Annotated in this window: 21 protein-coding genes; 10 read left to right on the top strand and 11 right to left on the bottom strand. The window is 70.9% G+C overall.

The genetic code is table 11. From position 1 onward, the window contains the following. Positions 1-14: 14 nt before the first annotated feature. Positions 15-521: a 2-C-methyl-D-erythritol 2,4-cyclodiphosphate synthase gene (gene ispF / locus ABDZ66_RS16160; protein ID WP_343761117.1), complete on the bottom strand. Its 507-nt coding sequence runs from the start codon at positions 519-521 to the stop codon at positions 15-17. 137 nt (positions 522-658) lie between these two features. Between ispF and ABDZ66_RS16155 the strand changes: the two genes are divergently transcribed. From ABDZ66_RS16155 to ABDZ66_RS16145, 3 genes are read left to right on the top strand one after another with little or no spacing between them, the layout of a single operon-like run. Beyond that, positions 659-1,435: a diguanylate cyclase domain-containing protein gene (locus tag ABDZ66_RS16155; RefSeq protein ID WP_343761116.1), complete on the top strand. Its 777-nt coding sequence runs from the start codon at positions 659-661 to the stop codon at positions 1,433-1,435. Positions 1,436-1,445: 10 nt separating this feature from the next. Next, the gene (locus tag ABDZ66_RS16150) at positions 1,446-1,916 is read left to right on the top strand and encodes a hypothetical protein (RefSeq protein ID WP_343761115.1); all 471 of its coding nucleotides are present in this window, start codon (positions 1,446-1,448) and stop codon (positions 1,914-1,916) included. Between the two features lie 34 nt (positions 1,917-1,950). Next, complete coding sequence (locus ABDZ66_RS16145) at positions 1,951-2,391, top strand: hypothetical protein (RefSeq protein ID WP_343761114.1); 441 nt, start codon at positions 1,951-1,953, stop codon at positions 2,389-2,391. A gap of 9 nt (positions 2,392-2,400) precedes the next feature. Here ABDZ66_RS16145 and ABDZ66_RS16140 read toward each other — a convergent pair whose 3' ends face one another. From ABDZ66_RS16140 to ABDZ66_RS16125, 4 genes are all read right to left on the bottom strand, one after another. Next, the gene (locus ABDZ66_RS16140; protein WP_343761112.1) at positions 2,401-5,286 is read right to left on the bottom strand and encodes an AAA family ATPase; all 2,886 of its coding nucleotides are present in this window, start codon (positions 5,284-5,286) and stop codon (positions 2,401-2,403) included. After that, positions 5,279-5,893 (bottom strand): IMPACT family protein, encoded by a 615-nt coding sequence (locus ABDZ66_RS16135; RefSeq protein ID WP_343761110.1) that lies wholly within the window; start codon positions 5,891-5,893, stop codon positions 5,279-5,281. The genes ABDZ66_RS16140 and ABDZ66_RS16135 overlap by 8 nt, the downstream gene beginning before the upstream one ends. A gap of 2 nt (positions 5,894-5,895) precedes the next feature. Further along, a complete protein-coding gene (locus ABDZ66_RS16130) occupies positions 5,896-6,483 on the bottom strand; it encodes an NUDIX domain-containing protein (RefSeq protein WP_343761108.1) in 588 nt (195 codons plus the stop codon). 372 nt (positions 6,484-6,855) lie between these two features. Next, the gene (locus ABDZ66_RS16125; protein ID WP_343761106.1) at positions 6,856-8,199 is read right to left on the bottom strand and encodes a DUF4403 family protein; all 1,344 of its coding nucleotides are present in this window, start codon (positions 8,197-8,199) and stop codon (positions 6,856-6,858) included. Positions 8,200-8,319: 120 nt separating this feature from the next. Here ABDZ66_RS16125 and ABDZ66_RS16120 point away from each other — a divergent pair, with 120 nt between their 5' ends. From ABDZ66_RS16120 to ABDZ66_RS16105, 4 genes are all read left to right on the top strand, one after another. Next, complete coding sequence (locus tag ABDZ66_RS16120; protein ID WP_343761104.1) at positions 8,320-8,745, top strand: secondary thiamine-phosphate synthase enzyme YjbQ; 426 nt, start codon at positions 8,320-8,322, stop codon at positions 8,743-8,745. 175 nt (positions 8,746-8,920) lie between these two features. Continuing rightward, positions 8,921-10,138 carry an adenylosuccinate synthase gene (locus ABDZ66_RS16115; protein ID WP_343761102.1) on the top strand — a complete coding sequence of 406 codons (1,218 nt, stop codon included), beginning with the start codon at positions 8,921-8,923 and terminating at the stop codon, positions 10,136-10,138. A gap of 307 nt (positions 10,139-10,445) precedes the next feature. After that, on the top strand, positions 10,446-11,057 hold the full coding sequence (gene folE, locus ABDZ66_RS16110) for a GTP cyclohydrolase I FolE (RefSeq protein WP_425544449.1): 612 nt from the start codon (positions 10,446-10,448) through the stop codon (positions 11,055-11,057). Positions 11,058-11,487: 430 nt separating this feature from the next. After that, complete coding sequence (locus ABDZ66_RS16105; protein WP_343761100.1) at positions 11,488-14,235, top strand: HD domain-containing phosphohydrolase; 2,748 nt, start codon at positions 11,488-11,490, stop codon at positions 14,233-14,235. 44 nt (positions 14,236-14,279) lie between these two features. Here ABDZ66_RS16105 and sufU read toward each other — a convergent pair whose 3' ends face one another. Both sufU and ABDZ66_RS16095 read right to left on the bottom strand, forming a co-directional pair. Continuing rightward, positions 14,280-14,714: a Fe-S cluster assembly sulfur transfer protein SufU gene (gene sufU, locus ABDZ66_RS16100; RefSeq protein WP_343761098.1), complete on the bottom strand. Its 435-nt coding sequence runs from the start codon at positions 14,712-14,714 to the stop codon at positions 14,280-14,282. Then, positions 14,711-15,889: a M20 family metallopeptidase gene (locus ABDZ66_RS16095; protein ID WP_343761096.1), complete on the bottom strand. Its 1,179-nt coding sequence runs from the start codon at positions 15,887-15,889 to the stop codon at positions 14,711-14,713. The genes sufU and ABDZ66_RS16095 overlap by 4 nt, the downstream gene beginning before the upstream one ends. A gap of 174 nt (positions 15,890-16,063) precedes the next feature. Here ABDZ66_RS16095 and ABDZ66_RS16090 point away from each other — a divergent pair, with 174 nt between their 5' ends. Beyond that, complete coding sequence (locus ABDZ66_RS16090; protein WP_343761094.1) at positions 16,064-16,279, top strand: hypothetical protein; 216 nt, start codon at positions 16,064-16,066, stop codon at positions 16,277-16,279. Between the two features lie 254 nt (positions 16,280-16,533). After that, the gene (locus tag ABDZ66_RS16085) at positions 16,534-17,742 is read left to right on the top strand and encodes an NAD(P)/FAD-dependent oxidoreductase (RefSeq protein WP_343761092.1); all 1,209 of its coding nucleotides are present in this window, start codon (positions 16,534-16,536) and stop codon (positions 17,740-17,742) included. 51 nt (positions 17,743-17,793) lie between these two features. Here ABDZ66_RS16085 and ABDZ66_RS16080 read toward each other — a convergent pair whose 3' ends face one another. From ABDZ66_RS16080 to pyrR, 3 genes are read right to left on the bottom strand one after another with little or no spacing between them, the layout of a single operon-like run. Continuing rightward, positions 17,794-19,053: a dihydroorotase gene (locus tag ABDZ66_RS16080; protein WP_343761090.1), complete on the bottom strand. Its 1,260-nt coding sequence runs from the start codon at positions 19,051-19,053 to the stop codon at positions 17,794-17,796. A 17-nt stretch (positions 19,054-19,070) separates the two neighbouring features. Then, complete coding sequence (locus ABDZ66_RS16075; RefSeq protein ID WP_343761088.1) at positions 19,071-20,015, bottom strand: aspartate carbamoyltransferase catalytic subunit; 945 nt, start codon at positions 20,013-20,015, stop codon at positions 19,071-19,073. Beyond that, complete coding sequence (gene pyrR, locus ABDZ66_RS16070) at positions 20,012-20,560, bottom strand: bifunctional pyr operon transcriptional regulator/uracil phosphoribosyltransferase PyrR (RefSeq protein ID WP_343761086.1); 549 nt, start codon at positions 20,558-20,560, stop codon at positions 20,012-20,014. Before pyrR ends, ABDZ66_RS16075 begins: the two co-directional genes overlap by 4 nt. 391 nt (positions 20,561-20,951) lie before the next feature. Between pyrR and ABDZ66_RS16065 the strand changes: the two genes are divergently transcribed. Next, complete coding sequence (locus ABDZ66_RS16065; RefSeq protein ID WP_343761084.1) at positions 20,952-21,395, top strand: Hsp20/alpha crystallin family protein; 444 nt, start codon at positions 20,952-20,954, stop codon at positions 21,393-21,395. Positions 21,396-21,801: 406 nt separating this feature from the next. Here ABDZ66_RS16065 and ABDZ66_RS16060 read toward each other — a convergent pair whose 3' ends face one another. Then, positions 21,802-22,725 (bottom strand): hypothetical protein, encoded by a 924-nt coding sequence (locus tag ABDZ66_RS16060; RefSeq protein WP_343761082.1) that lies wholly within the window; start codon positions 22,723-22,725, stop codon positions 21,802-21,804. Positions 22,726-23,183 lie beyond the last annotated feature (458 nt).

Here is a 23,183-nt window from a genome sequence, read left to right as displayed (position 1 = left end):
CACCCGGTTCCGCCTCACTCACCACTGACCCCCGGAGCCGCTTCCGCGCGGGCCAGCAGCACCGTCGCGCGCGTCTGCACGTGCAGCGGCGCCAGTCCCTCGGACGTCTTGAAACTCACGCCCACGTCCCCTTCTGGCAGGCCCAGCAGCGCCGCGACGGACCGGGCGATCTCGGCGCGCAGCGGCCCCAGCTTCGGGCGGTCGAGCGTCACCACGACCGCCACGTTCACCGGCACCCACCCGCGCTCCCGCACCAGCGCCAGCGCCCGTTGCACGATCAGGCGCGAGTCCATGCCGCGCCACTGGGCGTCCGTGTCCGGGAAGTACTGCCCGATATCCCCCAGCGCCAGCCCCGACAGCAGGGCGTCGGCCACCACGTGCAGCACCGCGTCCCCGTCACTGTGCGCCGCCGCGCCCAGCTCGGCGTGCGGGATGGGCACGCCGCCCAGCACCAGCCGCCGCCCCGCTTCCAGACGGTGCGCGTCCTCTCCGAATCCAACCCTGAACGGCCACGAACTCATGCCCGGAGTGTAGCCCGCCCCCCGCGATGCCGGTGCCCCCTCCCGCTCCGTAACGCCCCTTTAACGCCCCTGCGGGCATGCTGCCTGCAGAGAGGCACACAACCCGCCCCCCCAGCATCTCAGGGAGACGACCCAGCATGACCCACCGGCACCTCGAAGACGACCTGTTTCACCTGCTGCCCCTGCCGGCCCTGCGCTGGCCCGCCCACGCCCCCAGCCACGCCCAGCCCAACCACGCCTACCGGCGCAGCTTTCATCCCGCCGCGCTGCCGGCCCGCGCGGTCAGCTGGCCGGACGGCACGCACCAGACCCGCCTGCCGGACCTCGCCGGGGAGCGGCGCGTGTGCCGGCTCACGTTCAGCCGCCTGCCGAACGGGGACCGCGTCGCGCTGATCGAGGACGTCCACACCTATCACCTGGATCCCGTCACCCGCCTGCCGAACCGTGACGCCCTGCTGCGCGACGCTGCCCAGACGGACGGCGTCGCGACCCTCGCCGCGCTGCGCCTCCCGCCGCTGCATGACCAGCGCCGCCAGCTGGGCGACGCGCCCGTCGATCAGGCCCTGCGGCACATGGCGCGCGACCTGACCCGCGCCGCCCGCACCTGGAACGCCAGCGCCTACCGCAGCGGCACGGACGAATTCACCCTCCTGACCCCGCGGCCCCTCACGCCGGAGCAGCTGGCGCCCCTGCTCCGCAGTCTGGAAGACCGCCTCGGCCCCCTGGGACGCTGCGCGGCCATCCGCGCGGGCCTCAGCGACGCCCCGCACGACGGGCGCACCCTCACGGACCTGCTCGAGGCCGCGCAGGACCGCGCCGGCCCCCACCGCTCCCGGCGAGGCGCGCTGGACCGCCTGCGCCGTCTCCTGCGTGCCACCGACCCCGGCCCCGTTCACCGGTTGCTCGCCCTGTAGGGAGGCCCGCATGACCCACACGTACTCCATGCCGCACACCCGACGACTCGGCCAGCCGCTGCCCCCGGCGGACCTGCACCACCTGAGCCCCGACGGCCCGTACCTGAGCGTGCACACGGCACGCGGCCCCCTGCCCGTCTACCGCTTCACGCCCCTGCAGATGGCCCTCCTGACCGGCGAGAGCGTCCCCAGCGCCTCCCACTGGCCCGAGCACCTCAAGGCCTTCCTGTACCAGTACGTTCCGCTGCCCACCCTGCCCCCCGGTCCCCACCCCCTGCCCGGCACGGTGCACGCGCAGGGCCGCGACCCACACGGGCTACGCACCTGGGACCACACCACCTACCAGGGCTGGCCCCTGTACCTGTACGCCCACGACCGCCCCGGCCAGCCCCCGGGCGGCGAGGTGCCGCACCTGTTCACGCCTGTCCGCCTGGATCAGGGTCCCCTGCCCGGCCCGCCCCACCGCACCCACGGGCCCTAGAATGAAACCCGTACCACACTTCAACGGAGGTTCCATGACGGAAGCACCACAGAAAGACAGCATCTACGAGAAGAACGGCCAGCTGTACGCCAGACGACAGGGCAAGGATCTGGCCCTGTTCGTCTTCCCTCTCGTGAAGGGAGGCCAGAGCGTCGCGGCCGGGTACGACTGGTCCGATTACCTCCAGTCCTTCGTGAAGCAGTACGTCCCCCTGCAGACGGTCACCGACCCACCCACCATCCAGGGCCTCACGTTCAGCCAGCAAACGCGAACGGGTGACCAGTGGTTCAACTACAGCCAGCAGACCTGCAACGGCTACCCGCTGTACTACGTCGAGGGCGTCCCACAGGGTGCCAAGACGGAACAGCCCGCCCTGTTCCAACCGGCCACCATTGCCCAGCTGACGAACTCGACCTCCGCCGAGCTGGAAAGCGGTGACGATGAGGGTGGCCCGACCAGTTATCTCGGGCCGTAATTCTTTCGTTCAGGGCGTGCCGAGCTGTTCGCTCAGCCATGCCAGGATCTGAGGCAGCTGAAAATCAGTGCCCCCACTGCTCCTCTCCCCTGGGAAGCGCGACGCCAGAGACTGGCCCGCCCGCCAGCGCTGCCACTGGTGCAGTGAGGCGGTATCCCGAATGCTCCGCAGCAGCCGCGCCGTCTGCTGCGGAGCGCGCGTTTCGAGGTCGTCAACCAGCACGAGGCACAGTTCCACCAGCTCCCACGGTTGCGGAAACTGGTTCAGGAGGTGCAGAACGTGACGTGCATGCGTGCGTCCCTGTTCCGCCCGTCCACGGGCGTAGGCGACTTCGGCGCTGAGCAGGTGCCATTCCATGCGGTCACCAGGTTGACCGTCGTCGGTCAGGTGCTTCCGCCAGCCGTTCAGTTGCTGCTCGGCCTGACGCACCTTCTGCTGCCGCAGGAGCAGGCGGATCTGCATCAGCGTCGCCTGATGGAACGTCTGGACGTTGCCCGCTCGTTCCGCGTACTCCGCGAGCTGCTGCACTTCCGTCAGCAGCCGGTCCGTATCGGCCCCTGGCACGTACAGTTCTGCCTGCAGCAGCCGTTCGCGCACCATCCACGCCAGTCCCTCGGGCAGGCTCGGCACTTCGGCACGCAGCTGGGCCACCAGTTCCTGCACCTGCTCGGGCGTCCCGATGAAGGCCAGGTTGGACAGGATGTTCACCCGGTAGAACACGGCGCGTATCTGATCGCCCAGTTCGACCGCCAGCGCCAGCGCCTGCCTGAGCAGGTCCGTGGCGCTCTGCATCTGCCCCTGCACACCCCGGACCGCCGCCAGGGTGTTCAGGACTTTCATGCGGCTGGCGGGGTCGGCGGCCAGTGGTCCGGCCAGGAAGTGCCCGGCGAGCGTCTGGGCGTCCAGCAGGCGTCCGGCGCGGTACGCGAGCCACATGCTGGCGATCTGCGCGGCGGCCTGCACGCTGTCCGGGGCGCACGCGTCCTCGGCGGCGTCGGCCAGGGCGGCGAAGGTGTCGGTGCCGCTGGCGTGCAGGCCGCGCCGGTCGTGGTGCGCCAGGAAGTGGTCGATCTGCGCGGCGGTGGCGTCCCCGCTGTGCAGCGCCGCGTGCAGGGCGGCCACGATGTTGTCGCGTTCGGCGTCCACCGGGGGCGCTTCGGGGGGCTGGGCGGTGAACCACGTCAGGTAGTGGCGGGCGTGGTCGGCGCGGGCCTGCGTGATCAGCCCCGGGTGCGCGGCGGCCTGTTCGGTCAGGAGGCCGCGCAGCGCGGGGTACAGGCGCAGGCGTTCCGTGCCGGGCTGGTGCGCTTCGAGGAAGTTGTGCGTGAGCAGCTCGTCGATGAGGTGCGCGGGGACGCCCAGGTGGGGGGCGTCGGCGGGGTCGAGGTCGCTGGTGACGGTCAGGCGCAGCGCCGCGTGCTGCTGCCCCGGGTTCAGGAGGTCCCAGGAGCGGCGGGCGACGGCGTTCAGGCCGCGTCGTCCGTCACTGCCGCCGCCCTCGGGGGTCAGCTGGGCGGCCTCGGTGAGGACGCGGGCGTACACGGCTTCCAGGTTCTCGACGCGCAGCCAGGACGCCGCGAGGGCCAGCGCGAGGGGGTGGCCCTGGAGGCGGCGGGTGATCCCGGCGATCAGCGCGGCGTTGGCGGCGGTCAGGGTCAGGTCGCGGCGGGTGCGGGCGGCTTCGCGCAGGAACAGTTGCGTGGCGCTGCTCGCGGCGATCTGCGCGAGGTCCGCTTCCGGCGGGGCCTGGGGGAGGCCCGCGAGGGGCAGCAGCAGGTCCCTTTCCCCCAGCAGGCCGGGGGGGCTGCGGCGGCTGCTGATCACCCAGCGCACGCCGGGCAGGTCGCGGCGCAGGGCGCGCAGCAGGTCCGGGAGGTCGTTCAGGGCGTCCGCGCCGTCCAGCAGGACCGTGGCGTGCGGGGGCAGGTGGTCGCTCAGGGCGGCCAGGGTGGGCGGGGCAGCCTGCCCGGGGGTCAGGGCGGCAGACAGGCGGGCGCTCAGTTCGGCGGCGCTGGCGGCCCCCTCGGCGTCCACGAGGGTCGCGGGGCGGTCCAGGCGGGTCAGTTCCCGCAGGAGTTCGCGGGTCAGGGTGCTCTTGCCGATCCCGCCCGGGCCGGTGATCAGGGCCGCGCCGCCCGCCGGGGGAGTGGTCTGCGGGGCGAGGGTCCAGGCGAGGAGCGTGTCGAGTTCCGCCTCGCGGCCCAGCATGCGCGCGGCCACGCGGGCCGGGCGGGTGGGGGCCGGGGTGGGCGTCCCCTCGTCCAGTTCGCCCAGTTCCGCGCGGATCTCCGCCTCCAGCGGCGAGCCGGGCAGCGTCAGCGGCAGCGCGCGGCGCAGCAGGTCCGCCTCGGGCGGTGGGGCGCCCGGGGTGCGGTAGGCCCGCGCGGCCCAGTCGGCGGCGCGGGCGGGGTCGGCGGTCTCGGCGGCGCGCAGGGCTTCCTCCTGCACGTGCCGCGCGAGGCGTTCCCGCTGCGTCTCCACCCATTCCTCGAACTCGGCGGACACGCCCGACAGCGGCACGCCGTGCAGGAACGGCCCGGTGTAGGCGTCCCAGGCGGCCTCGCCGCGCCGGGTCAGCAGCTGCGCCGCGTCGCTCCCCAGGGGGGTGCTCAGGCGGTCCTCGCCCCCCAGCGCGTCGGGGTGCGCCTCGCGCAGGGCGTGCAGGGCGACGCGCAGGCTGCCTTCCGGGCGGGCCGCGCCGGGCCACAGCAGGGTCGCCAGGGTCCGGCGGGGCGTGGGGCCCTCCAGGGCCACGTACACGAGCAGCAGCAGGGACTTGACCTTGCGGAACCCCCCCAGGTCCAGGCCGCCCAGCGTGATCAGCGCCGGGGGCGCGGGGGCGAGGGTGGGGGCCGGGTCAGTCAGGGTCGGCTCAGTCAGGGTCGGCTCAGTCAAGGTCGGTCACCGCCGCGCCGCGCGTCGCGTCCCGCAGGGCCGCCGCGAAGGCCCCGGCGTCCTCCGGGTAGAGGTGCACGTCGAGTTCCACCCCTCCCGCCGTGTACGCCTCCTCGCCGCGCGTGACGTCCCAGGTGCCCAGCAGGTGATACAGGCCGCTGACCGCGTCGAACGGCACCGCGACCCGCACGGTGCGGCGCGGACGGACCTCCAGCCGCGCGGCGGTCCGCAGGCACTCGGCCGCGCCGCCCCCGTAGGCGCGCACCAGCCCGCCCGTGCCGAGTTTCACGCCCCCGTAGAAGCGCACCACGACGACCATCACGTGGTCCACGCCCTGACCCTCGATGGCCCGCAGGATCGGCGCGCCCGCCGTGCCGCCCGGCTCGCCGTCGTCACCAAAGCGGTACGCGGCCCCGATGCGGTACGCCCAGCAGTGGTGCGTGGCGTCCGGGTAACGTGCCCGCAGCGCCGCGAGCTGCGCCAGCGCGTCCCCTGGCGTGTCGGCGCGGTCCGCGAAGGTCAGGAACTCGCTGTTCTCGATCACCGCGCCCGTGCGGTGCGGTCCGGCCAGGGTCGTGAACGGCGCGGGCAACTCAGTCTCGGCCATGATCAGAGCAGGCCCCGCCCGGCCAGCACGGCCCGCGCGTGCCACATCGCCAGACTGCTGGACCCGTCCAGAATCTCCCCGGCGTCCAGGCGGCGGTACGCCTCGGCCAGCGGCACCACCACCCGCTCGATGGTCTCGGTGTCCTCGTGGTGCATGTCGCCCAGCGTGACGCCCAGCGCCAGGAACGGGTAGAAGATCACGCCGCTGATGCTCGGCTGCGGGTAGAAGCCGGGCAGCGGCACCCACTCGGCCGCCACGCCGCCCACCTCCTCAAGCAGTTCCCGCTGCGCCGCCCCGAGCAGGTCCTCGCCGCGCTCCACACCACCCGCGACGACCTCGGTGACGGTCGCGCGCAGCGGGTAGCGGTACTGGCGGATCAGGACTGCCTCGCCCTGCGCGGTCACGGGCAGCACGAACACCGCACGCGGCCCGCGCGGCCGGTACTGGTACGTGGTCTCCACGCCGCCCGGCAGGCGCACCCGGTCCTCGAACACCGTACGGAACCCCGACACGAGCTGCCGGGACTCCAGCGTCTCCCACGGCTGAACCTCATCCTCGGTCAACGACGTCCAGTTCGGGTGATCAGTCATGCACCCAGGCTAACAGGCTGCTGTTCTGTGCAGGGGTTTCAGGTGGGCGCCTGCGGCGGGCTGCCCCACCCCCCCTCATACGGACTCGGATTGAATGGCTGACAAAGCCGTTCAATCCGAGCGGATGCGACTCGGAGAGCTTCTCCGCAGAGCAGGAGAGAAACGCCCCTCCGGACGTGGAGCTGGCAATCCGGTGAACTTCCGGATTGTCGGCGAAACAAACGGCAGTCCGTATCATACGGACTCCGATTGAATGGGCTGCAAAGACCATTCAATCCGAGCGGATGCGAGGAGGAGAGAAACGCCCCTCCGGACGTGGAGTTGGCAGATCGGTGGTGTTCCGATCCATCAACGAAATAAACGGAATCCGTATCATTCCACCTGAACGTAGGCCCCGAGAGTCCCGGTCGCTTCGGCCGTGACGATCAGCGCGTCCGGCGTGACGTTCAGGCCGGTCAGGCGCAGCGTGCCGACCTGCCCGGTCAGGGTGATGCCGGGGGCGGGTGTGAACGGCAGGCGGCGCTGCAGGGTGGTGAGGGCGGTGGCCAGGTGGGGGTTCAGGTCGACGCGGGCGGCCTGCCTGACATACGCCTGCGCGCGGGCGTCGGCCAGCCACGCGAGCACCCGCCCGGTCAGGCCCTCGCGGCGCGTGGTGACGGTCACGTCCGTCAGCGTGAGCACCTGCCCTCCGGCGTTCAGTGTCGGCGTGCCGCGGACGTCCGTCGTGGCGTTCAGGTTCAGGCCCAGGGGTCCAACGATGCGGAGGTTCACGGCGGCGTTCAACTGCGAACCCTGCGGGGTCAGGGTGACGCCCGTCACCCGCAGGGTCGGCGAGGTCGGGACCGGGAGGGTCAGCGTGCGCCGCGCCGCCTCTCGCGTGGCGGCCGCTGACAGTTCCGGGTAGGGGAGACGTGCGGGCACGCGGAGGTGCACGTCCGGGGTCAGTGGCTCGATGCGGCGCAGCGCCGGGAGTGGCCGCGTCGCCTGCGTGGGGGCGCGGCCCAGTCCGGCGTCCAGGCGTAACTGCGTGCCCAGCGTGACCTTCAGCGCGTCCGTCGTGAAGCGGAAGGGCGAGACCCCCAGGGTCAGTGGCGTCACGCGTGCGTACGCGGCGTCCGGGGTGGGCAGTGTCCAAGGCTGCTGCGCGCGCGCCCAGAGCGTCCCTGCCCGTTCGCGTAGCCGCGCCTGCTCGCGCACCGACGTGCGCACCTGCGCTGCCAGTGCGTCCAGCTGCGCGCGCACCTGTGCGTCCACCAGGGACTGCACACTGACCCGCACGCCTGGGGTCAGTTCCACGCTCAGCGGGTCCGTCCAGGTGGCCTCGCCCCTGACGGTCACGTCCGCCTCCCAGTCCGGCGTGACGGTCGGGACCAGGGTCAGCGCGACCGTCGCCTCGCCTCCGAAGTCCCGCGCGAGGAACGCGCCCGCCCCGCCCGGTTCGGCCCGGAAGGCCGCGCGGATCGGCACGCTCACCCGCAACCCGGAACCGTCCGGGAGCGCCTGCACCTGCACGTGCCCGGAGCGGGTCACCGTGCCGGTCAGCGTCACGCGCAGCAGGCCGCCCAGGAACGCCCGCTCCTCGTTCAGGCGCGCGAATTCCAGGGGAACGCGGGCGTTCGCGGCCCCCTGCACGCCGGCCAGCGGGACCGTGACGGGCACGGTGAGGGTGCTGGTGGGGACGCTGGCACTGCTGGGCGGGGCGGCCTGGGCGGTCATGAGCCCAGTGAACACCAGGGGCGTGAGAAGGCGCGTCAGGGGTCGGGTGGGGGCGCGGCGCATCAGGCGTTCAGCGTAACGGGCGTGCATGAGGGCGCCACGGCGTTTACCCTGAACCCCATGTGGGCCCAGCACACCCTGACCCTGCCCGAGCGGCGGCGCGGCTTTCACCTGATCACGCGGGAGGTCGCGGGGGCCGTCCCGGAACTGGCCCGAACCCACGCGGGGCTGCTGCACGTGTTCATTCAGCACACCAGCGCCAGCCTCACCCTGAACGAGAACGCCAGTCCGGACGTCAGGCGCGACTTCGAGACGTACTTCAGTCACGCCGTCCCGGACGGCTGGGAGCCCTTCACGCACACCCTGGAGGGACCGGACGACATGGCGGCGCACATCAAGGCCAGCCTGCTGGGGCCCAGCCTGACGCTGCCCGTTCAGAATGGTCGGCTGGCGCTGGGCACGTGGCAGGGCGTGTACCTCTGCGAACACCGCGACCACGGCGGCCCCCGCAGGCTGGTCCTGACGCTGACGGGCGAGGGCGCGTAGTTGCGCGGGCCGCCTGCCCGGCACCTGTCCGTCTCTGGTAAACAAGTCCCGCCGGGTGGCCTGCCGTTTCCCGTACACTGAGTTACGGTGCTGCGCGCCGTGTTTTTTTTGCTCTGGCCCCTGGTGGGGTGCGGGTAAGAGGAGCAAGTCTGTGCGCGTGGCGTGGAGGGCTTGAATGCCTGGAATTGCGATTGTTGGCGCTCAGTGGGGCGATGAAGGCAAGGGGAAGATCACGGATTTCCTGGCGCCGGAAGCCGAGTTCGTGGTGCGGTATCAGGGCGGCGCGAACGCCGGGCATACGGTCACGGCGAAGGGGCAGACGTTCAAGTTGAACCTGCTGCCCAGCGGTGTGCTGCATGACGGGACGGTCAGCGTGCTGGGTGACGGGATGGTCATCGACGCGGACAAGTTCATGGAGGAACGCCGCAACCTGATCGCGGGGGGCCTGAACCCGGACCTGCGGATCAGTGACCGGGCGCACCTGGTGCTGCCGCACCACAAGTTCGTGGATGGCCGGAAGGACTTCGTCGGTACGACGGGGCGCGGGATCGGCCCGGCGTACGCGGACCGGGCGCGCCGCGTGGGCATCCGCTTCGGTGATCTGCTGGACGACGGCGTGCTGCGCGAGCGGATCGAGCGTCTGCTGGAGGCCAAGCCGAACAGCACCCGTGACGCGGGCTGGACGGGCGTGGACGTGGCGATGGAGTCCCTCGCCCCGACCCGCGAGGCGCTCGCGCCGTTCATTCAGGACACGGGCGAGCAGCTGCGCGCCGCGATCCGTGACGGCCGGAACGTGCTGTTCGAGGGCGCGCAGGCGACCCTGCTGGACCTGAACTACGGCACGTACCCCTTCGTGACCAGCAGCCACCCGACGGTGGGCGGCATTCTGGTGGGCGCGGGCGTGAACCACAAGGCGATTCACAAGGTGTACGGCGTGGCGAAGGCCTTCAACACCCGCGTCGGGCACGGGCCGTTCGTCACGGAAGTGCATGACGAGGCCGGCATCCTGCGCCTGCGCGGCGACGGCAGCAAACCCTGGGACGAGTTCGGCACGACGACCGGCCGTCCGCGCCGGGTGGGCTGGCTGGACCTGCACCTGCTGAAGTACGCGGTGGACGTGAACGGCCTGGACGGACTGGTCATCAACAAGATGGACGTCCTGGCGGGCCTGGACGAGGTGCCGGTCTGCGTGGGCTACGACGCGGACGGTCAGCCGGTCATGAAACGCATGAAGGGCTGGGCGACCACCGAGGGCGCCGACAGCCGCGCGACCCTGGCCAGGGAGGCGCAGGCGTACCTGGACCTGATCGAGGAGACCGTGAACTGCCCCGTGGTGATCTTCTCGGCCGGTCCGGCCCGCGAGCAGACGTACGGCGAGGTCAGCTGGAAGTAACCCGGACTCCGATTGAATGGCTTACAAAGCCATTCGATCCGAGCGGATGCGACTCGGAGAGCTGCTCCGCAGAGGAGGAGAGAAACGGGTTCCGGACGTGGCGTTGACGACCCGGTGCCGTTCCGGGTTGTCAACGAAACAAACGGAATCCGTATAACCCGGACGCCGGGGATTCCCTGATGTCCGGGAGGGCCGCGTGGGGTTCCTGAATCTTTTTTGACAATTGCCGCGAGGGGCTACGGCCTACACTCGCGGCATTCATGTTCACGCCCCCGGACCGGGGAACGCGTGAGAAGGAGCAACTCCCTTGACGATTGAAACCGTGATCAGCGCCGCTGACGAGAAGCAGGAAGTGCCGGGCCTGAGCGCCCTGACCCACAGCTGGCTGAGTGCCATCGGGGAGGACCCCGACCGTGAAGGTCTGCTGAAGACGCCGCACCGCGTGGCGAAAGCCTGGGGGTTCCTGACCGCCGGGTACCAGAAGACGCTGCACGAGGCGGTGGGTGACGCCGTGTTCGCCGCGGACGGCAGCGAGATGGTGATCGTGAAGGACATCGAGTTCTACTCCATGTGCGAGCACCACATGCTGCCCTTCTACGGCCGGGCGCACATCGCGTACATTCCGGACGGGCAGATTCTGGGCCTGAGCAAGTTCGCGCGGATCGTGGACCTGTACTCGCGGCGCCTGCAGGTGCAGGAGCGCATCACGACGCAGGTGGCGGACGCCGTGCAGGAACTGCTGGCACCCAAGGGCGTGGCGGTCGTCATGGAGGGCGTGCACCTGTGCATGGCCATGCGCGGCGTGCAGAAGCAGAACAGCAGCACGAGTACGAGCGCCATGCGCGGCCTGTTCAAGAGCGACCCGCGCACCCGCGCGGAGTTCATGAGCGCCGTGCAGACCACCCTGCGTTCCCGCTGACCGGCCGGCCGGGCGGCGGTCGCATGCAATGCTGCCGTCTGGTTCGTTCACAACCCGGAACACCACCGGGCTGCCAGTGCGACGCCCGGGACCCGTTGTGGTCCTCCTCTACGGAGCAGGTCTACGGGTCGTTTCCGCCCGGACGGAACGGTTCTGGTAACCGTTCAACCGGAGTCCGTGTAAGAAATTCGACATTATGGGCGGGGCCACTTTCCGGTCCGGGGAACGGACGTGCGCCGCGCGGCCACACCTCCCGGACCAGTTCTGTCGCCTGGGCGGTCCGCAGGCCGGGCCGGGCCGCCCGACGGCCAGTGGCGTTCCGGACTGGTTAGGGAGGGATGAGGGCAGAATCAGACCTCGCTCTGGTGTGGAGGCGATAAGAGGCATGTAAGGACCGATCCCCTACGGTGAGGAGGGGGAGGGACGTGCCGTGTTACTGAATTTCTGCCTGCTGCTGACCTGCACGTTTCTGCTGAGCCTCACGTACCGCAAGTGGCCGTTGCCGGAGCGCCGCTCGGAACACGCCCTGCGCGTGGGGCTGGCGGCGGTGACGTCCGTGCTGCTGCTGCTGTACACGCAGCCCACCGGACCGTACAAGATCGACCTGCGGTTCGTGCCGCTGGCGCTGGTCACCCTGCGGTACGGCGTCGCGCCGGGCCTGTTCGTGGCGGCCGCGCCGGTCGCGCTGCGCCTGATGGAATCCGAACTGGGCGGCCTGACGGCGCTCGTGAACGCCCTGAGCGTCGTGGGCCTGTCCGGTGTCCTGCGCGGGCACCTGAACTTCCGGGCCCTGACCCGCGCGGACGTCTGGAAGGTGCCCGTGCCGTACCTGGGTGTGGGCCTGCTGATGTTCTTCACGCCGCACCCACCCAACGTGTCCCCGTGGGTGCTGTACCCCGGGATGCTCGCCCTGCACTCGCTGTCGACGCTGGCGGTGCTGGGCGTCGTGAACGCCCGGCTGCGGCTGCTGAGGGTCACGTCCGAACTGGAACGGCAGGTGCTGACCGACGAACTGACCGGCCTGGGGAACCGCTCGCGGTTCGACCGGGACCTCGCGCGGCTGGAGACCGGCGCGCAACTCGTGATGCTGGACGTGGACAACTTCCGCTCCCTGAACGAGCGGCACGGCACGCCCGTGGGCGACCGGGCGCTGCGGTACATCGGGCAGGTCATGCATGACGTCGCCCCGCACGCCGCGTACCGCCTGAGCGGCGAGGAGTTCGCGCTGCTGCTGAACGTCGGCGGTGAGGCCCAGGCGCGCGCACTGGTCGAGCGTCTGCAGGCGCAGATCGCGGAGCCCGGCGGACTGCCCTGGGCGAGCCTGACCCTGTCGGCCGGCATGGCAACCCGCCTGCTGCGCGAGACGCCGGGGGAACTGACGCACCGCGCCGACGAGGCGCTGTACCTCGCCAAGACGAACGGCCGCAACCGACTGGTCGTCAGTCAGTACAGCGCGCGGCGCACCAGCACCGAGGGACCGCTGCCGGACATCCGGCCCCGGTACTCGCTGTGGCAGGCGCAGCGCACGACCGTGAACCTGCTCACGCAGCGCCGCACCCTGACCGATGACGACTGGCACGAACTGCTGCGGCTGGCCGTCGAGACGGTGGACGGCGTGGAGGCCGGCACGCTGAACATCCGCGAGGGCAGTGCGTTCCGCGTGTGCGCTTCCGAGGGGTACGGCGAGGGCCTGACAGGCCTGAGTCTCAGCGAGCGCTCGCAACTGAAATGGTACGGCGGCAGCCTGCAGGACTGGCTGGCCGGAAGGCCGCGCGTGATCCGCCTGGGCGAGATCCAGCGGGCCTGGGCGTCCGCCGACGAGGCGCACCAGCCGGGCCAAGAGCGGACCTTCGCGCAGGTGGGGCGGCGTGACCAGCTGCGCGCGAACCTGTGCTTCCCCGTCGTCCTGGGCGGCGAGGTGATCGCGCACCTGAACCTCGACTCGCTGAGCACCGAGGACGTGTTCACGCCCGCCGTCATGCAGGACGCCGGGGTGTTCGCGCAGCAGATCGCGGCGCTGCTGCAACTTCAGGAACGCTGGCGGGAACTCGAGCAGCTGGCCCGCCTGCACGGTGACCTCAGCCTCAGCCTGGACGACGACGCCATCGCCGGCCACCTGACCGATACCGCGCACGCCCTGCTGCGCACGAGTTACACCGTCCTGCTGCGCTACGACGCCGCGCAGGACATGCTGATCAGCGCGGCCCGCGCCGGGTCGACCCAGCCGGACGGCCCGCCGGTGCGGCTCAGGCGCGGGGAGGGCATGTCCTGGCAGGCGCTGGAGACCGGGCAGGTGCAGCGCGTGGCGGACATCATGACCACGCCCGGCGCCTACCGACCGGAGAACCTCGAACCGGACCGCCGGGCCCTGATGGCCGTGCCGCTGCTGTCGCACCAGCGTCAGCCGCTGGGCGTGCTGTGCCTGCTGCGCAGCGAGCACCGGCCCTTCCAGGCGAGTGACGAGGCGCTGGCCGCCATGCTCGCCAGCGTCGGCACGCGCGTCATGGAGCGCAGCACGCACCTGAACGACCTGCGCGCCACGCTGGAAGCCTCGCTGAACACGCTGGGCGTGGCGCTCGAAGCGCGTGATTTCGAGACGCAGGGGCACACCCAGCGCGTCCGGGACCTGGCCCTGATGATGGGCGCGGCCCTGCACCTCCCGGACGATCAGATGACGGCCCTGCGGCACGGCGCGACCCTGCACGACATCGGCAAGCTGTGCATTCCCGACGCCGTGCTGCTGAAACCCGGCCGGCTCACCCCGGACGAGCGCGCCGTCGTCGAGCAGCACGCCCCACTCGGCGCGGACCTGGTGGCCCGCATTCCGTTCCTGCACCCCGAGGCGCACCACGTGGTCCGGCACCACCATGAACGCTGGGACGGCGCGGGCTACCCGGACCGGCTGGCGGCCGACCGGATTCCCCTGCTGGCCCGCATCTTCGCGCTGTGCGACGTGTACGACGCCCTGATCAGCGTCCGGCCCTACAAGGCCGCCCTGACGCACGCGCAGGCGCTGGACATCATCCGCGAGGGGCGGGGCACGCAGTTCGATCCTGCCCTGACGGACCTGTTCTGCCAGCTGGTACGCGCGGAGGACGCCGCCGGGGTGAGTCTCCCGGCCGGAACGGACGGGCCGAGCCCCGTCGGCAGCGGGCCGGCACCGGTCCGTTCCGGCTGAAACCCGGTGGCCCTGTCACCCCAGGGCGGAGTCCGAACCCGCGGTCAGGCGGGCGCGCTGCTGGTGCCGAGCGTCCGCTCCAGCGCCCGCCACGCCAGCAGCGCGCACTTGCGCCGCGCGTGCAGGCGGCTGACGCCCGAGAGGGCCAGCAGGTCGCCCAGTTGCGGGTCGCCCGGCGCCTCGCCCATGACCATCGCGCGGAACTGCCCGGCCAGGGCGTGGGCCTCGGGTACGGTCTTCCCGGTCAGGGCGACGGTCATCAGGCTGGCGCTGCTCTGACTGATCGCGCAGCCCTGCCCCGTGAAGGTCAGGCCCGCGATCCGGCCCTCCTGCACGTCGGCCCAGACGGTCACCTGATCCCCGCAGCCCGGGTTGTCCAGCGTGACCCCCTGGACGCCGCTCAGCGGCCCGGTGTGACGCGGGTGGCGCTGGTGGTCGGCGATGATCTGGCGGGCGACCGTCTCGGGCAGCACGGTCACTCCGGAACGGTCAGGCGCAGCGCGGCGGCGTGCAGCATCCGCACCCCGGTTTCCAGGCTGGTCTCGTCGATCGTGAAGCGCGGGTGGTGGTGCGGCCAGCGGCTGTCCTGAGCGTCACTGCCCGAGCCGACGTTGAAGTACGCGCCCGGGGCTTTTTCCAGGTACGCGCTGAAGTCCTCGCCGCCCATGGTGGGGCGCGCGTCCCGGTACAGGTCCGGCCCCACCACGTCCAGCGCGATGTCTTTCAGTTGCGCCGCCACCCAGTCGGTGTTGATCAGCGGGCGGTACCCGAACTCGTACTTCAGTTCGTACGTCGCGCCGTGCGCGTCACAGATGCCCCTGACCACCCGCTCGATCAGCTGCGGCGCCCGCTCGCGCAGCGCCGGGTCGAAGGTGCGGACCGTGCCCATCAGTTCGGCCGTGTCGGGAATGACGTTGTGCGTGGTGCCGCTCGTGAACTTCGTGACGCTGACCACCAGCGCGTCCTGCGCGGCCACCATGCGGCTCACGACATGCTGGAGGTTCGTGACGACCTGCGCGCCCACCGCGATGGGGTCCACGGCTTCCTCCGGGTGCGCGCCGTGCCCGCCCCGCCCGCGGATCGTGAGTTCCAGCATGTCCGGCGCGGCCATGAACGCCCCGGGCTTGACGGCCACCACCCCGGCCGGCAGCTGGCTGTTCAGGTGCAGGCCCGTGACGACGTCCACGCCGTCCATCAGGGGGGTGTTCATGACCAGTTCCTCGGCGCCGCCGGGGCCGATCTCCTCGGCGTGCTGGAAGATCATTCGGATCTCGCCCGGCACGTTGCCCGCGTCGGCGGACAGCAGCTGCGCCACGCCCAGCAGGATCGCGGTGTGCCCGTCGTGCCCGCAGGCGTGCATCACGCCGGGCCGGGTCGAGGCGAACTCGAAGGTGTTCTCCTCGTGGATGGGCAGCGCGTCGATGTCGGCGCGCAGCAGCGCGGTGCGTCCCGGCCGCCCGCCCTTCAGGACCGCCAGCACGCTCGTCCCGGTGGGACGCGACACGCTGAGGCCCGGCATCTTCTTCAGCTCGGCCTCGATGTACGCGGCGGTCGCGTGTTCCTCGAAGCCGACCTCGGGATGCATGTGCAGGTGCCGGCGCCACGCCACGAGCTGCCCACGAAGTTCCTCCACCCGGTCACCTGTTGCGGTCATGCCCCAGCCTAGCGCCTGAGTCGCCCCGCCGTCTGCCCGGCGCCGTCCGCCTGCTGTCCGGGTGGCCGGGCCGCGCGGACAGCAGGCGGACGGCCCGGCGTGCCACCACCATTCCCGAAGGAATCTGAGTTTCCCCTCAGCAACTTTCCTGCCCTGCATGTCGTAATGGGTGGCATGAAGAACCGCACCCGCGTGAAAGGCAAATCCGGCAGGCTGGGCCTGATCCTCGCCGCCGCCCCCATCGTTCTGGAACTGCTCGTCACGGCCCGCAACGCCCAGAAGAAACGCGCCCGGTACACCCGCGCCCGCAAACGCGACCGCCTGATCGACTCGCTCCTGAGCGGCGCACAGCGGGCCGTCGGGAAACCCGGCAAACGCCGCTTCTTCTGACCGCCGTCCCCCAGCGCCACGCCTTCCCGGCAGGGGCCCGGCGCGACCCGTGCCGGCTGGACGGCCTGCCGCACGCCGGGGCGCGCCCTCCGGCCGCAGCGGCCGCCCACCGTGTCCCGGAGACCCAGCCTGGACTTCCCCCAACCTGAACTTCCCCCCACCTGAACTTCCCCAACGAACCCTGAACGTCCCGTGCGGGGAACCGTAGCCGCGCGCCCACCCGCCCCCCGCCGCACCTCCCCAGAATCAGGGGTATGGATCTCCGCAGCGGACGCGCCTTCTGGCCCCTCACGAACGGCCTCATGCACACCTACCCGCCCCTGGGCGGCGACGAGACCGCCGACGTGCTCGTCATCGGGGCGGGCATCACGGGTGCGCTGCTCGCCGACTCGCTCAGTGCCGCCGGGCTGGACGTCGTCGTGACCGACCTGCGCGACGCCGCGTTCGGCAGCACCAGCGCCAGCACCGCCCTGCTGCAGTACGAGATCGACACGAACCTCGTGGACCTGATCCCCATGACCGGGCAGGCCGACGCGGAACGCGCCTACCACCTGTGCCGCGACGCCATCGACCTGGTCCGCGACCTGACCGCCGAACTGCCCGACGACTGCGGCTTCCACGAGCGCGGCAGCCTGTACTACGCCAGCAACCGCCGCGACGCCCGCATGCTCGCGCAGGAGCACGCCGCCCGCACCCGCGCCGGCCTGAACGTCGAACACCTCGACGCCCGCAGCCTGAAGGCCCGGTTCGGGATCACCGCGCCCGCCGCGCTGTTCAGCCCCGACGGCGGCGAGGTCGACCCGTACCGCCTCGCGCAGCACCTCCTGCAACGCGCGCATGGCCGGGGCGCGCGGGTGTACGACCGCACGGAAGTCACCCGCCTGGACGAGCACCGGGATCAATTCACCGCGCACACCGACCGGAACGCGAAGATCCAGGCCCGCTGGGTCGTGGTCGCCACCGGGTACGAGGCCGAGAAGTTCCTCGGGAAACGCCTCGCGCAGCTGAAGAACTCCTATGCGCTCGCCACCGAACCCATCGAGCAGACCGACGGGGAGCTGTGGCCCACCGGCTGCCTGATCTGGGAGACAGCCCGGCCGTACCTGTACGCCCGCACCACCGGGGACGGCCGCGTCGTCATCGGCGGCGAGGACGACGACCACCACAATCCCGCCCGCCGCGAACGCGCCCTGAACGGCAAGCAACGCCGGCTCGAACGCAAGCTCGGGAAGCTCCTGCCGCACCTGCAGGCCGAGACGGCCTTCGCCTGGGCCGGCACCTTCGGCGAGACCAAGGACGGCCTCGCGTACATCGGCCCCCGGCAGAAGGGCGACCGCCTGCTGTTCGCGCTCGGGTACGGCGGGAACGGCATCACGTACAGTGTGCAGGCCGCCCGCCTCCTCACGGACCTGATCCAGGGTGAGGAGAACGACGACCTGCGCATCTTCCGCCTGGACCGCTGAACGGAAAGGGGCGCTGGGTGGTCATCCCGGCGCCCCTCTTCCTGTTGCCTCTTACCGCTGGTACGCGACCCGGCCGTCCACGACCGTCAGCACGGGCCAGCCCTTCAGGGTCTCGCCCGCCCAGGGCGTGAATTTCGCCTTGCTCCTGAATTCGGCGGGGTTCACGGGGCGTTCGGTGGTCAGGTCGAGGACGACCAGATCGGCCTTCGCGCCCGCGTCCAGGGTGGGTTCCGTCCAGCCCATCACGCGGGCGGGCGCGGCGGTCATCAGGTCCAGGATGCGGTCCAGGCCCAGCGTCTCGCCGAAGCGGGTGTACATCAGCGGGAACGCCAGTTCGATGTACGCGATGCCGCTGGGCGCGTCCAGCAGGTCGCGTTCCTTCTCCGCTCGGGTGTGCGGCGCGTGATCGGTGGCGAGGCAGTCCACGCTGCCGTCCCGCAGCCCCTCCAGCAGATGATCGGCGTCCGCCTGCGTGCGCAGGGGCGGCGCGACCTTGAAGATCGCGTCAAAAGAACGCAGCGCCTCGTCCGTCAGCGTCAGGTGGTGCGGGCAGACCTCACACGTCACCGGGAGGCCCTGCGCCTTCGCCGCCCGCACCAGATCCAGCGCCCGCGCGGTGCTCAGGTGCTGGATGTGCAGCCGCGCCGGAACGCCCTGCGCGTGCAGGCCCGCCACGATCTCGATATCCCGCGCCACGCGCGCCGCCTCGGCCGCCGCCGGGTTGCCCGGCAGGCCCAGCGCCTCGCTGACCGGCCCCTCGTTCATCACGCCGTCCGCGCGCAGGCTGGCGTCCTCGGCGTGCACGCTGATCACCATGCCCAGACTCCCGGCCGTCTCCAGCCCCAGGCGCAGCGTCCGGGCGTTCTCGTTCGTGCGCCCGTCATCCGTGAACATCGCCGCCCCCGCCTCCTTCAGGTAGGTCAGTTCGGCCAGTTCTTCACCCTTCTGCCCCTTCGTCAGCGCCGCCGCCGGACGCAGGCGTGCGAAGCCCAGGCTATTGGCTTTCTCGATCAGGCTGCGCACGATCGCCGGGTCGTCCACGACCGGGCTGGTGTTCGGCATGCTGACCACCGTGCCGTACCCACCGGCCGCCGCCGCCGCCAGCCCACTGCTCAGGTCTTCCTTCTCCGTCTGCCCCGGCTCGCGCAGGTGCGCGTGCAGCTCGATCAGCGCGGGCGCGACCGTGCCGCCCTGCCCGTCAATGACCTGCCCTTCTTCCGGAATGTTCCAGCCCTTGATCAGGCCGCCCTCGATGGTGACGCTCTCGGTCTTCTCCGACCCGACGCGCTTGATATTCGTAATCGTGATCATGTCTGTTCCCTCGTCCTTCAGTTCCGTCCGACGAGCAGGTGGTACAGGACGCTCATGCGGATGGCCTGTCCGTTCTCGACCTGTTTCAGGATGCGGCTCTGGGGGCCGTCGGCGGCGTCACTGCTGATTTCCAGGTCGCGGTTCATGGGGCCGGGGTGCAGGACGATCGCGCCGCTCTCGGCTTCCCCCAGCAGGGTGTCGTTCACCTGGTAGGTGTCGGCGTATTCCTGGAGGCTGCCGAGGAACCCGCCGCTCATGCGTTCGCGCTGGAGGCGCAGGGCCATGACGGCGTGGGCGCCGCGCACGGCTTCCTTGGGGTCGGTGGTGAGGGTCACGCCGGGCATGCGGGCGAGGCCGGGGGGGAGGAGGGTGGCGGGGCCGCACAGGACGACCTGCGCGCCCAGTTTGGGCAGCAGTTCGGCGTTGCTGCGCGCCACGCGGCTGTGGCGGACGTCGCCGAGGATGGCGACCTTCTTGCCTTCCAGGCTGCCGTATTCCTGTCGGATGGTGTACGCGTCGAGCAGCGCCTGGGTGGGGTGGGCGCGGCGGCCGTCCCCGGCGTTGATGACGGGTTTGCCGCTGTAGCGCGCCACCAGATGCGCGGCGCCGGCGGCGTGGTGGCGGACGATGTAAGCGTCGACCTTGTAGGAGGTCAGGACTTCCAGCGTGTCGCGCAGACTTTCGCCCTTGCTGACGCTGCTGGCCCCGGCTGCGAACGTGAGGACGTCGGCGCTCATGCGCCGGGCGGCCAGTTCAAAGGAGGTGCGGGTGCGGGTGGAGTTCTCGAAGAACGCGTTGCAGACCGTCAGGCCCTGGAGGGCCGGGACCTTCTTCACGGGCCGGTCGAGGACCTGAAGCATGGTGTCGGCGTTGTCGAGGATGGCCTTCAGACGTTCGGGCGTCCAGTCCTGGAAGTCCAGGAGGTGGGGTGGGCGGGCGCCCATGCTGGTGGGGGCGTTCATCGCAGCGCCTCCATGTCCCACAGTTCGACGCTGTCCACGTCGTCGGTTTCCTGGAGTTTGACCTTCACGACCTCGCTGGCGGCGGTGGGGAGGTTCTTGCCCACGTAGTCCGCGCGGATCGGGAGTTCACGGTGCCCGCGGTCCACGAGGACGGCCAGCTGGATCCCGGCGGGGCGGCCGAGGTCGATCAGGGCGTCCAGCGCGGCGCGGACGGTGCGGCCGGTGTACAGCACGTCGTCCACGAGGATCACGCGGCGGTCGCGCAGGTCGAAGGGGACCTGTGTCTCGCGGATGATGGGCTGCTGGGCGACCTCGCTGAGGTCGTCGCGGTACAGGGTGATGTCCAGCATGCCGGTGGGGACGTCCACGCCTTCGAGGGCGCTGAGCTTCTCGGCGAGGCGGCGGGCCAGGGGGATGCCGCGGGTATGTACGCCGATCAGGGCGAGGTTCTCGGCGCCCTTGTTGCGTTCGATGATCTCGTGCGCGATGCGGGTCAGGGCGCGGCGGACCTCGTCGGGCGTCAGGATGATGGCCTTGGGGGTCATGCGCTCACCGGGGCGGGGCGGGGCATAAAAAAAGGGCCGTTCAGCGTGGGCTGACGGTGCGTGGGTGTGGACATGGTGCTCCTTCTCCTGCCTCACGGGGCGGGTGCAGCCTCACGGGACTGCCGGGAAAGGGACGGGTTGGGTTGGGGTTGCCGGGGCGCGGGCAGATGGGCTGCCGTGCGCGGCCTGACGAAGTGTAACACCGCGGGCGGGGCGGTGTGCCGGGGCGGGGGAGGGGTGTCCAGTTCTGAACGCCGATTCAAGACGCACTAAACTTGACACGATTGCACTCAGGTTTTACTATGACTGCAGTTGAGCGCAGGGCACTCAGATGTTCGGAGTGATCCGGCGGCCCCGGCACCCGCGCTCCCACCCACAGGAGGAACCCACCATGATGCGATTCGATCCCTTCCGTGAAATCGAGGAACTGACCCAGCGCATGGACCGCGCCTTCGGCCAGAGCGCCAGCGCCCCCACCCGCATCGCCCCGCCCGTCGACGTCCACGAGGACGACCAGGGCCTGGAACTCACCCTCGACCTGCCCGGCATCCACCCCGACCAGATCCAGGTCGAAGCCGAGAACCAGACCCTGACCGTGCAGGCCACCCGCAGCTACGACCGCCGCGACGGCCGCACCGCCCACCGCGTCGAACGCGCCTACGGCACCCTGGCCCGCACCTTCAGCGTGCCCGCCAAGTACGACCTCGGCAAGGTCGAGGCCGACTTCGACCACGGCACCCTGACCATCCGCGTGCCCCGCAGCGAGGCCGCCCAGAAACGCGCCATCACCGTCCGCAGCGCCAAGGTGCTCGACACCGACACGCCCAGCGCATAACCCCCACACACAGGAGCAGGGCGAGCCGATTGAATGGCTCGCCCTGCTCCCTGGGCAGATACCGACTCCGCTGGAAAGGGCTGCACAACACGTCTACCCGGACGGACCCGCAGAGCGGCGCCGCAGAGCGAGCAGGAGAGCCCCGCCCCTCCGGGCGTGGCCTTGACCACCCGGACCACCCGGCACGTTGGCGGCTGGCGGGCGAACCAGACGGCAGCCCGCATGATCCGTTTGTTTCGTTCACAGATCGGAACACCACCGATCTGTCAACTCCACGTCCGGAACCCGTTTTGCTCCTTCTCTGCGCAGCAGCTCTCCGAGTCGCATCCGCTCGGATTGAATGGCTTTGTAAGCCATTCAATCGGAGTCCGTATGAGCTCCTCCATCAGCCACCCCCCGGCAACCGTTACTCCCCTTCGCGCACCGCTTCCAGCAGTTCCTGCGCGAGGTTCAGCGCGGCCGGACCCAGCGGCGCGCGCGTCACGCCGAGCAGCGTGCCCAGCTTCTCGCGCCGGGCGGGCGTCAGGTGCATCCAGCCGCTCAGGTCGGCGCGGTGCGTGCGGGCCGCCTCGTCGCGCAGGTAGCGCACCGCGCCGTCGTAGTACCCGGCCTGGAAGGCCGCGCGGGCACGGCGTTCCTGCTCGACCAGCCCCAGACCGCGCGTGGCGAGCAGCACCCGCCGGGCCTCCTCCTCACCGCCGAACCCGTACAGGGCTTCGAGGCGGTACACGGCCTTCGGGAAGCGCAGCCCCGCCGAGGCCCGCCACGCGTGCGGCAGGCGAATCTCGAATTCCGGCCACAGGTGCAGCCAGGTCAGCAGCGCCGGGTACAGCGCGTCCAGCGCGACGCTGCGGGCGTCCGCCAGCGCCAGCAGCTGCTCCTGCACGCCGTGACCGGGACCGGTGTACGCCGCCTGCGCCGCCCGCAACCGGCTGTCCGCCAGGTTCAGCAGTTCGGCGCGGTGCGCGGCCCGCTGCGACTCACTGAGGTTCCACAGCGTCCGCTGAATACGGCTGTACCCCCCGGTCGGATCGTACACGACGCGGCTGGTCGCCAGCAGCGCCAGCGGCGCCTCGGTGCGCGCGACCTCCCAGTCCCGCCACGCCTCAAGTTTCTCGAACGGGAACCGCTCGGTCGTCACGCCGGCCCGCGTGTCCGCGTGCGCTTCCGTCACGCCCCGCTCGAAGGCCACCAGGGTCGGCAGGCTGCCCGCCCACGCGAACTCCGTGCCGTGACTGCCGGCGTGCGCGACGGCCCGCACGCGCCGATCCGCGATCAGGCGGTCCGTGACCCGCTCGGGCCCCCCGCGCTCCGCTGCGCCGCCCGTCAAGTTGTCCTGTGTTGCGCGCGTTCTGGACCCCACCGTGCCTCCCTGTTCCTTACCGCCCTGCCGGACCACCCCGGGCGCAGCAGCATACCGGTTCCGGAGCGCCGGGCGCCGTGACGCGCAGCAGGGTTTACCGGATCATACGGACTGCCGTTTGTTTCGCTGACAATCCGGAACTTCACCGGATTGCCGGCTCCACGTCCGGAGGGACGTTTCTCTCCTGCTCTGCGGGGCAGCTCTCCGAGTCCGTCTCATACGGATTCCGTTTGTTTCGTTCACAGATCGGAACACCACCGCTCTGTCAACTCCACGTCCGGAACCCGGTTTTCTCCTACTCGCTTCGCTCGGTAGTTGGCTGGAACTATGCCCGACAGGGAACGCCTTGAGGCCGTGACAGCCACGCTCGCAGCGTCCAAACGCGATCGGTCAGCCCAATCGCCATCGCCGGTGTGCGCTGGAGG

It is taken from the genome of Deinococcus depolymerans, assembly GCF_039522025.1.
In the GTDB taxonomy this organism is placed as follows: Bacteria; Deinococcota; Deinococci; order Deinococcales; family Deinococcaceae; genus Deinococcus; species Deinococcus depolymerans.
This window is presented reverse-complemented; position numbering and strand designations above follow the sequence as displayed.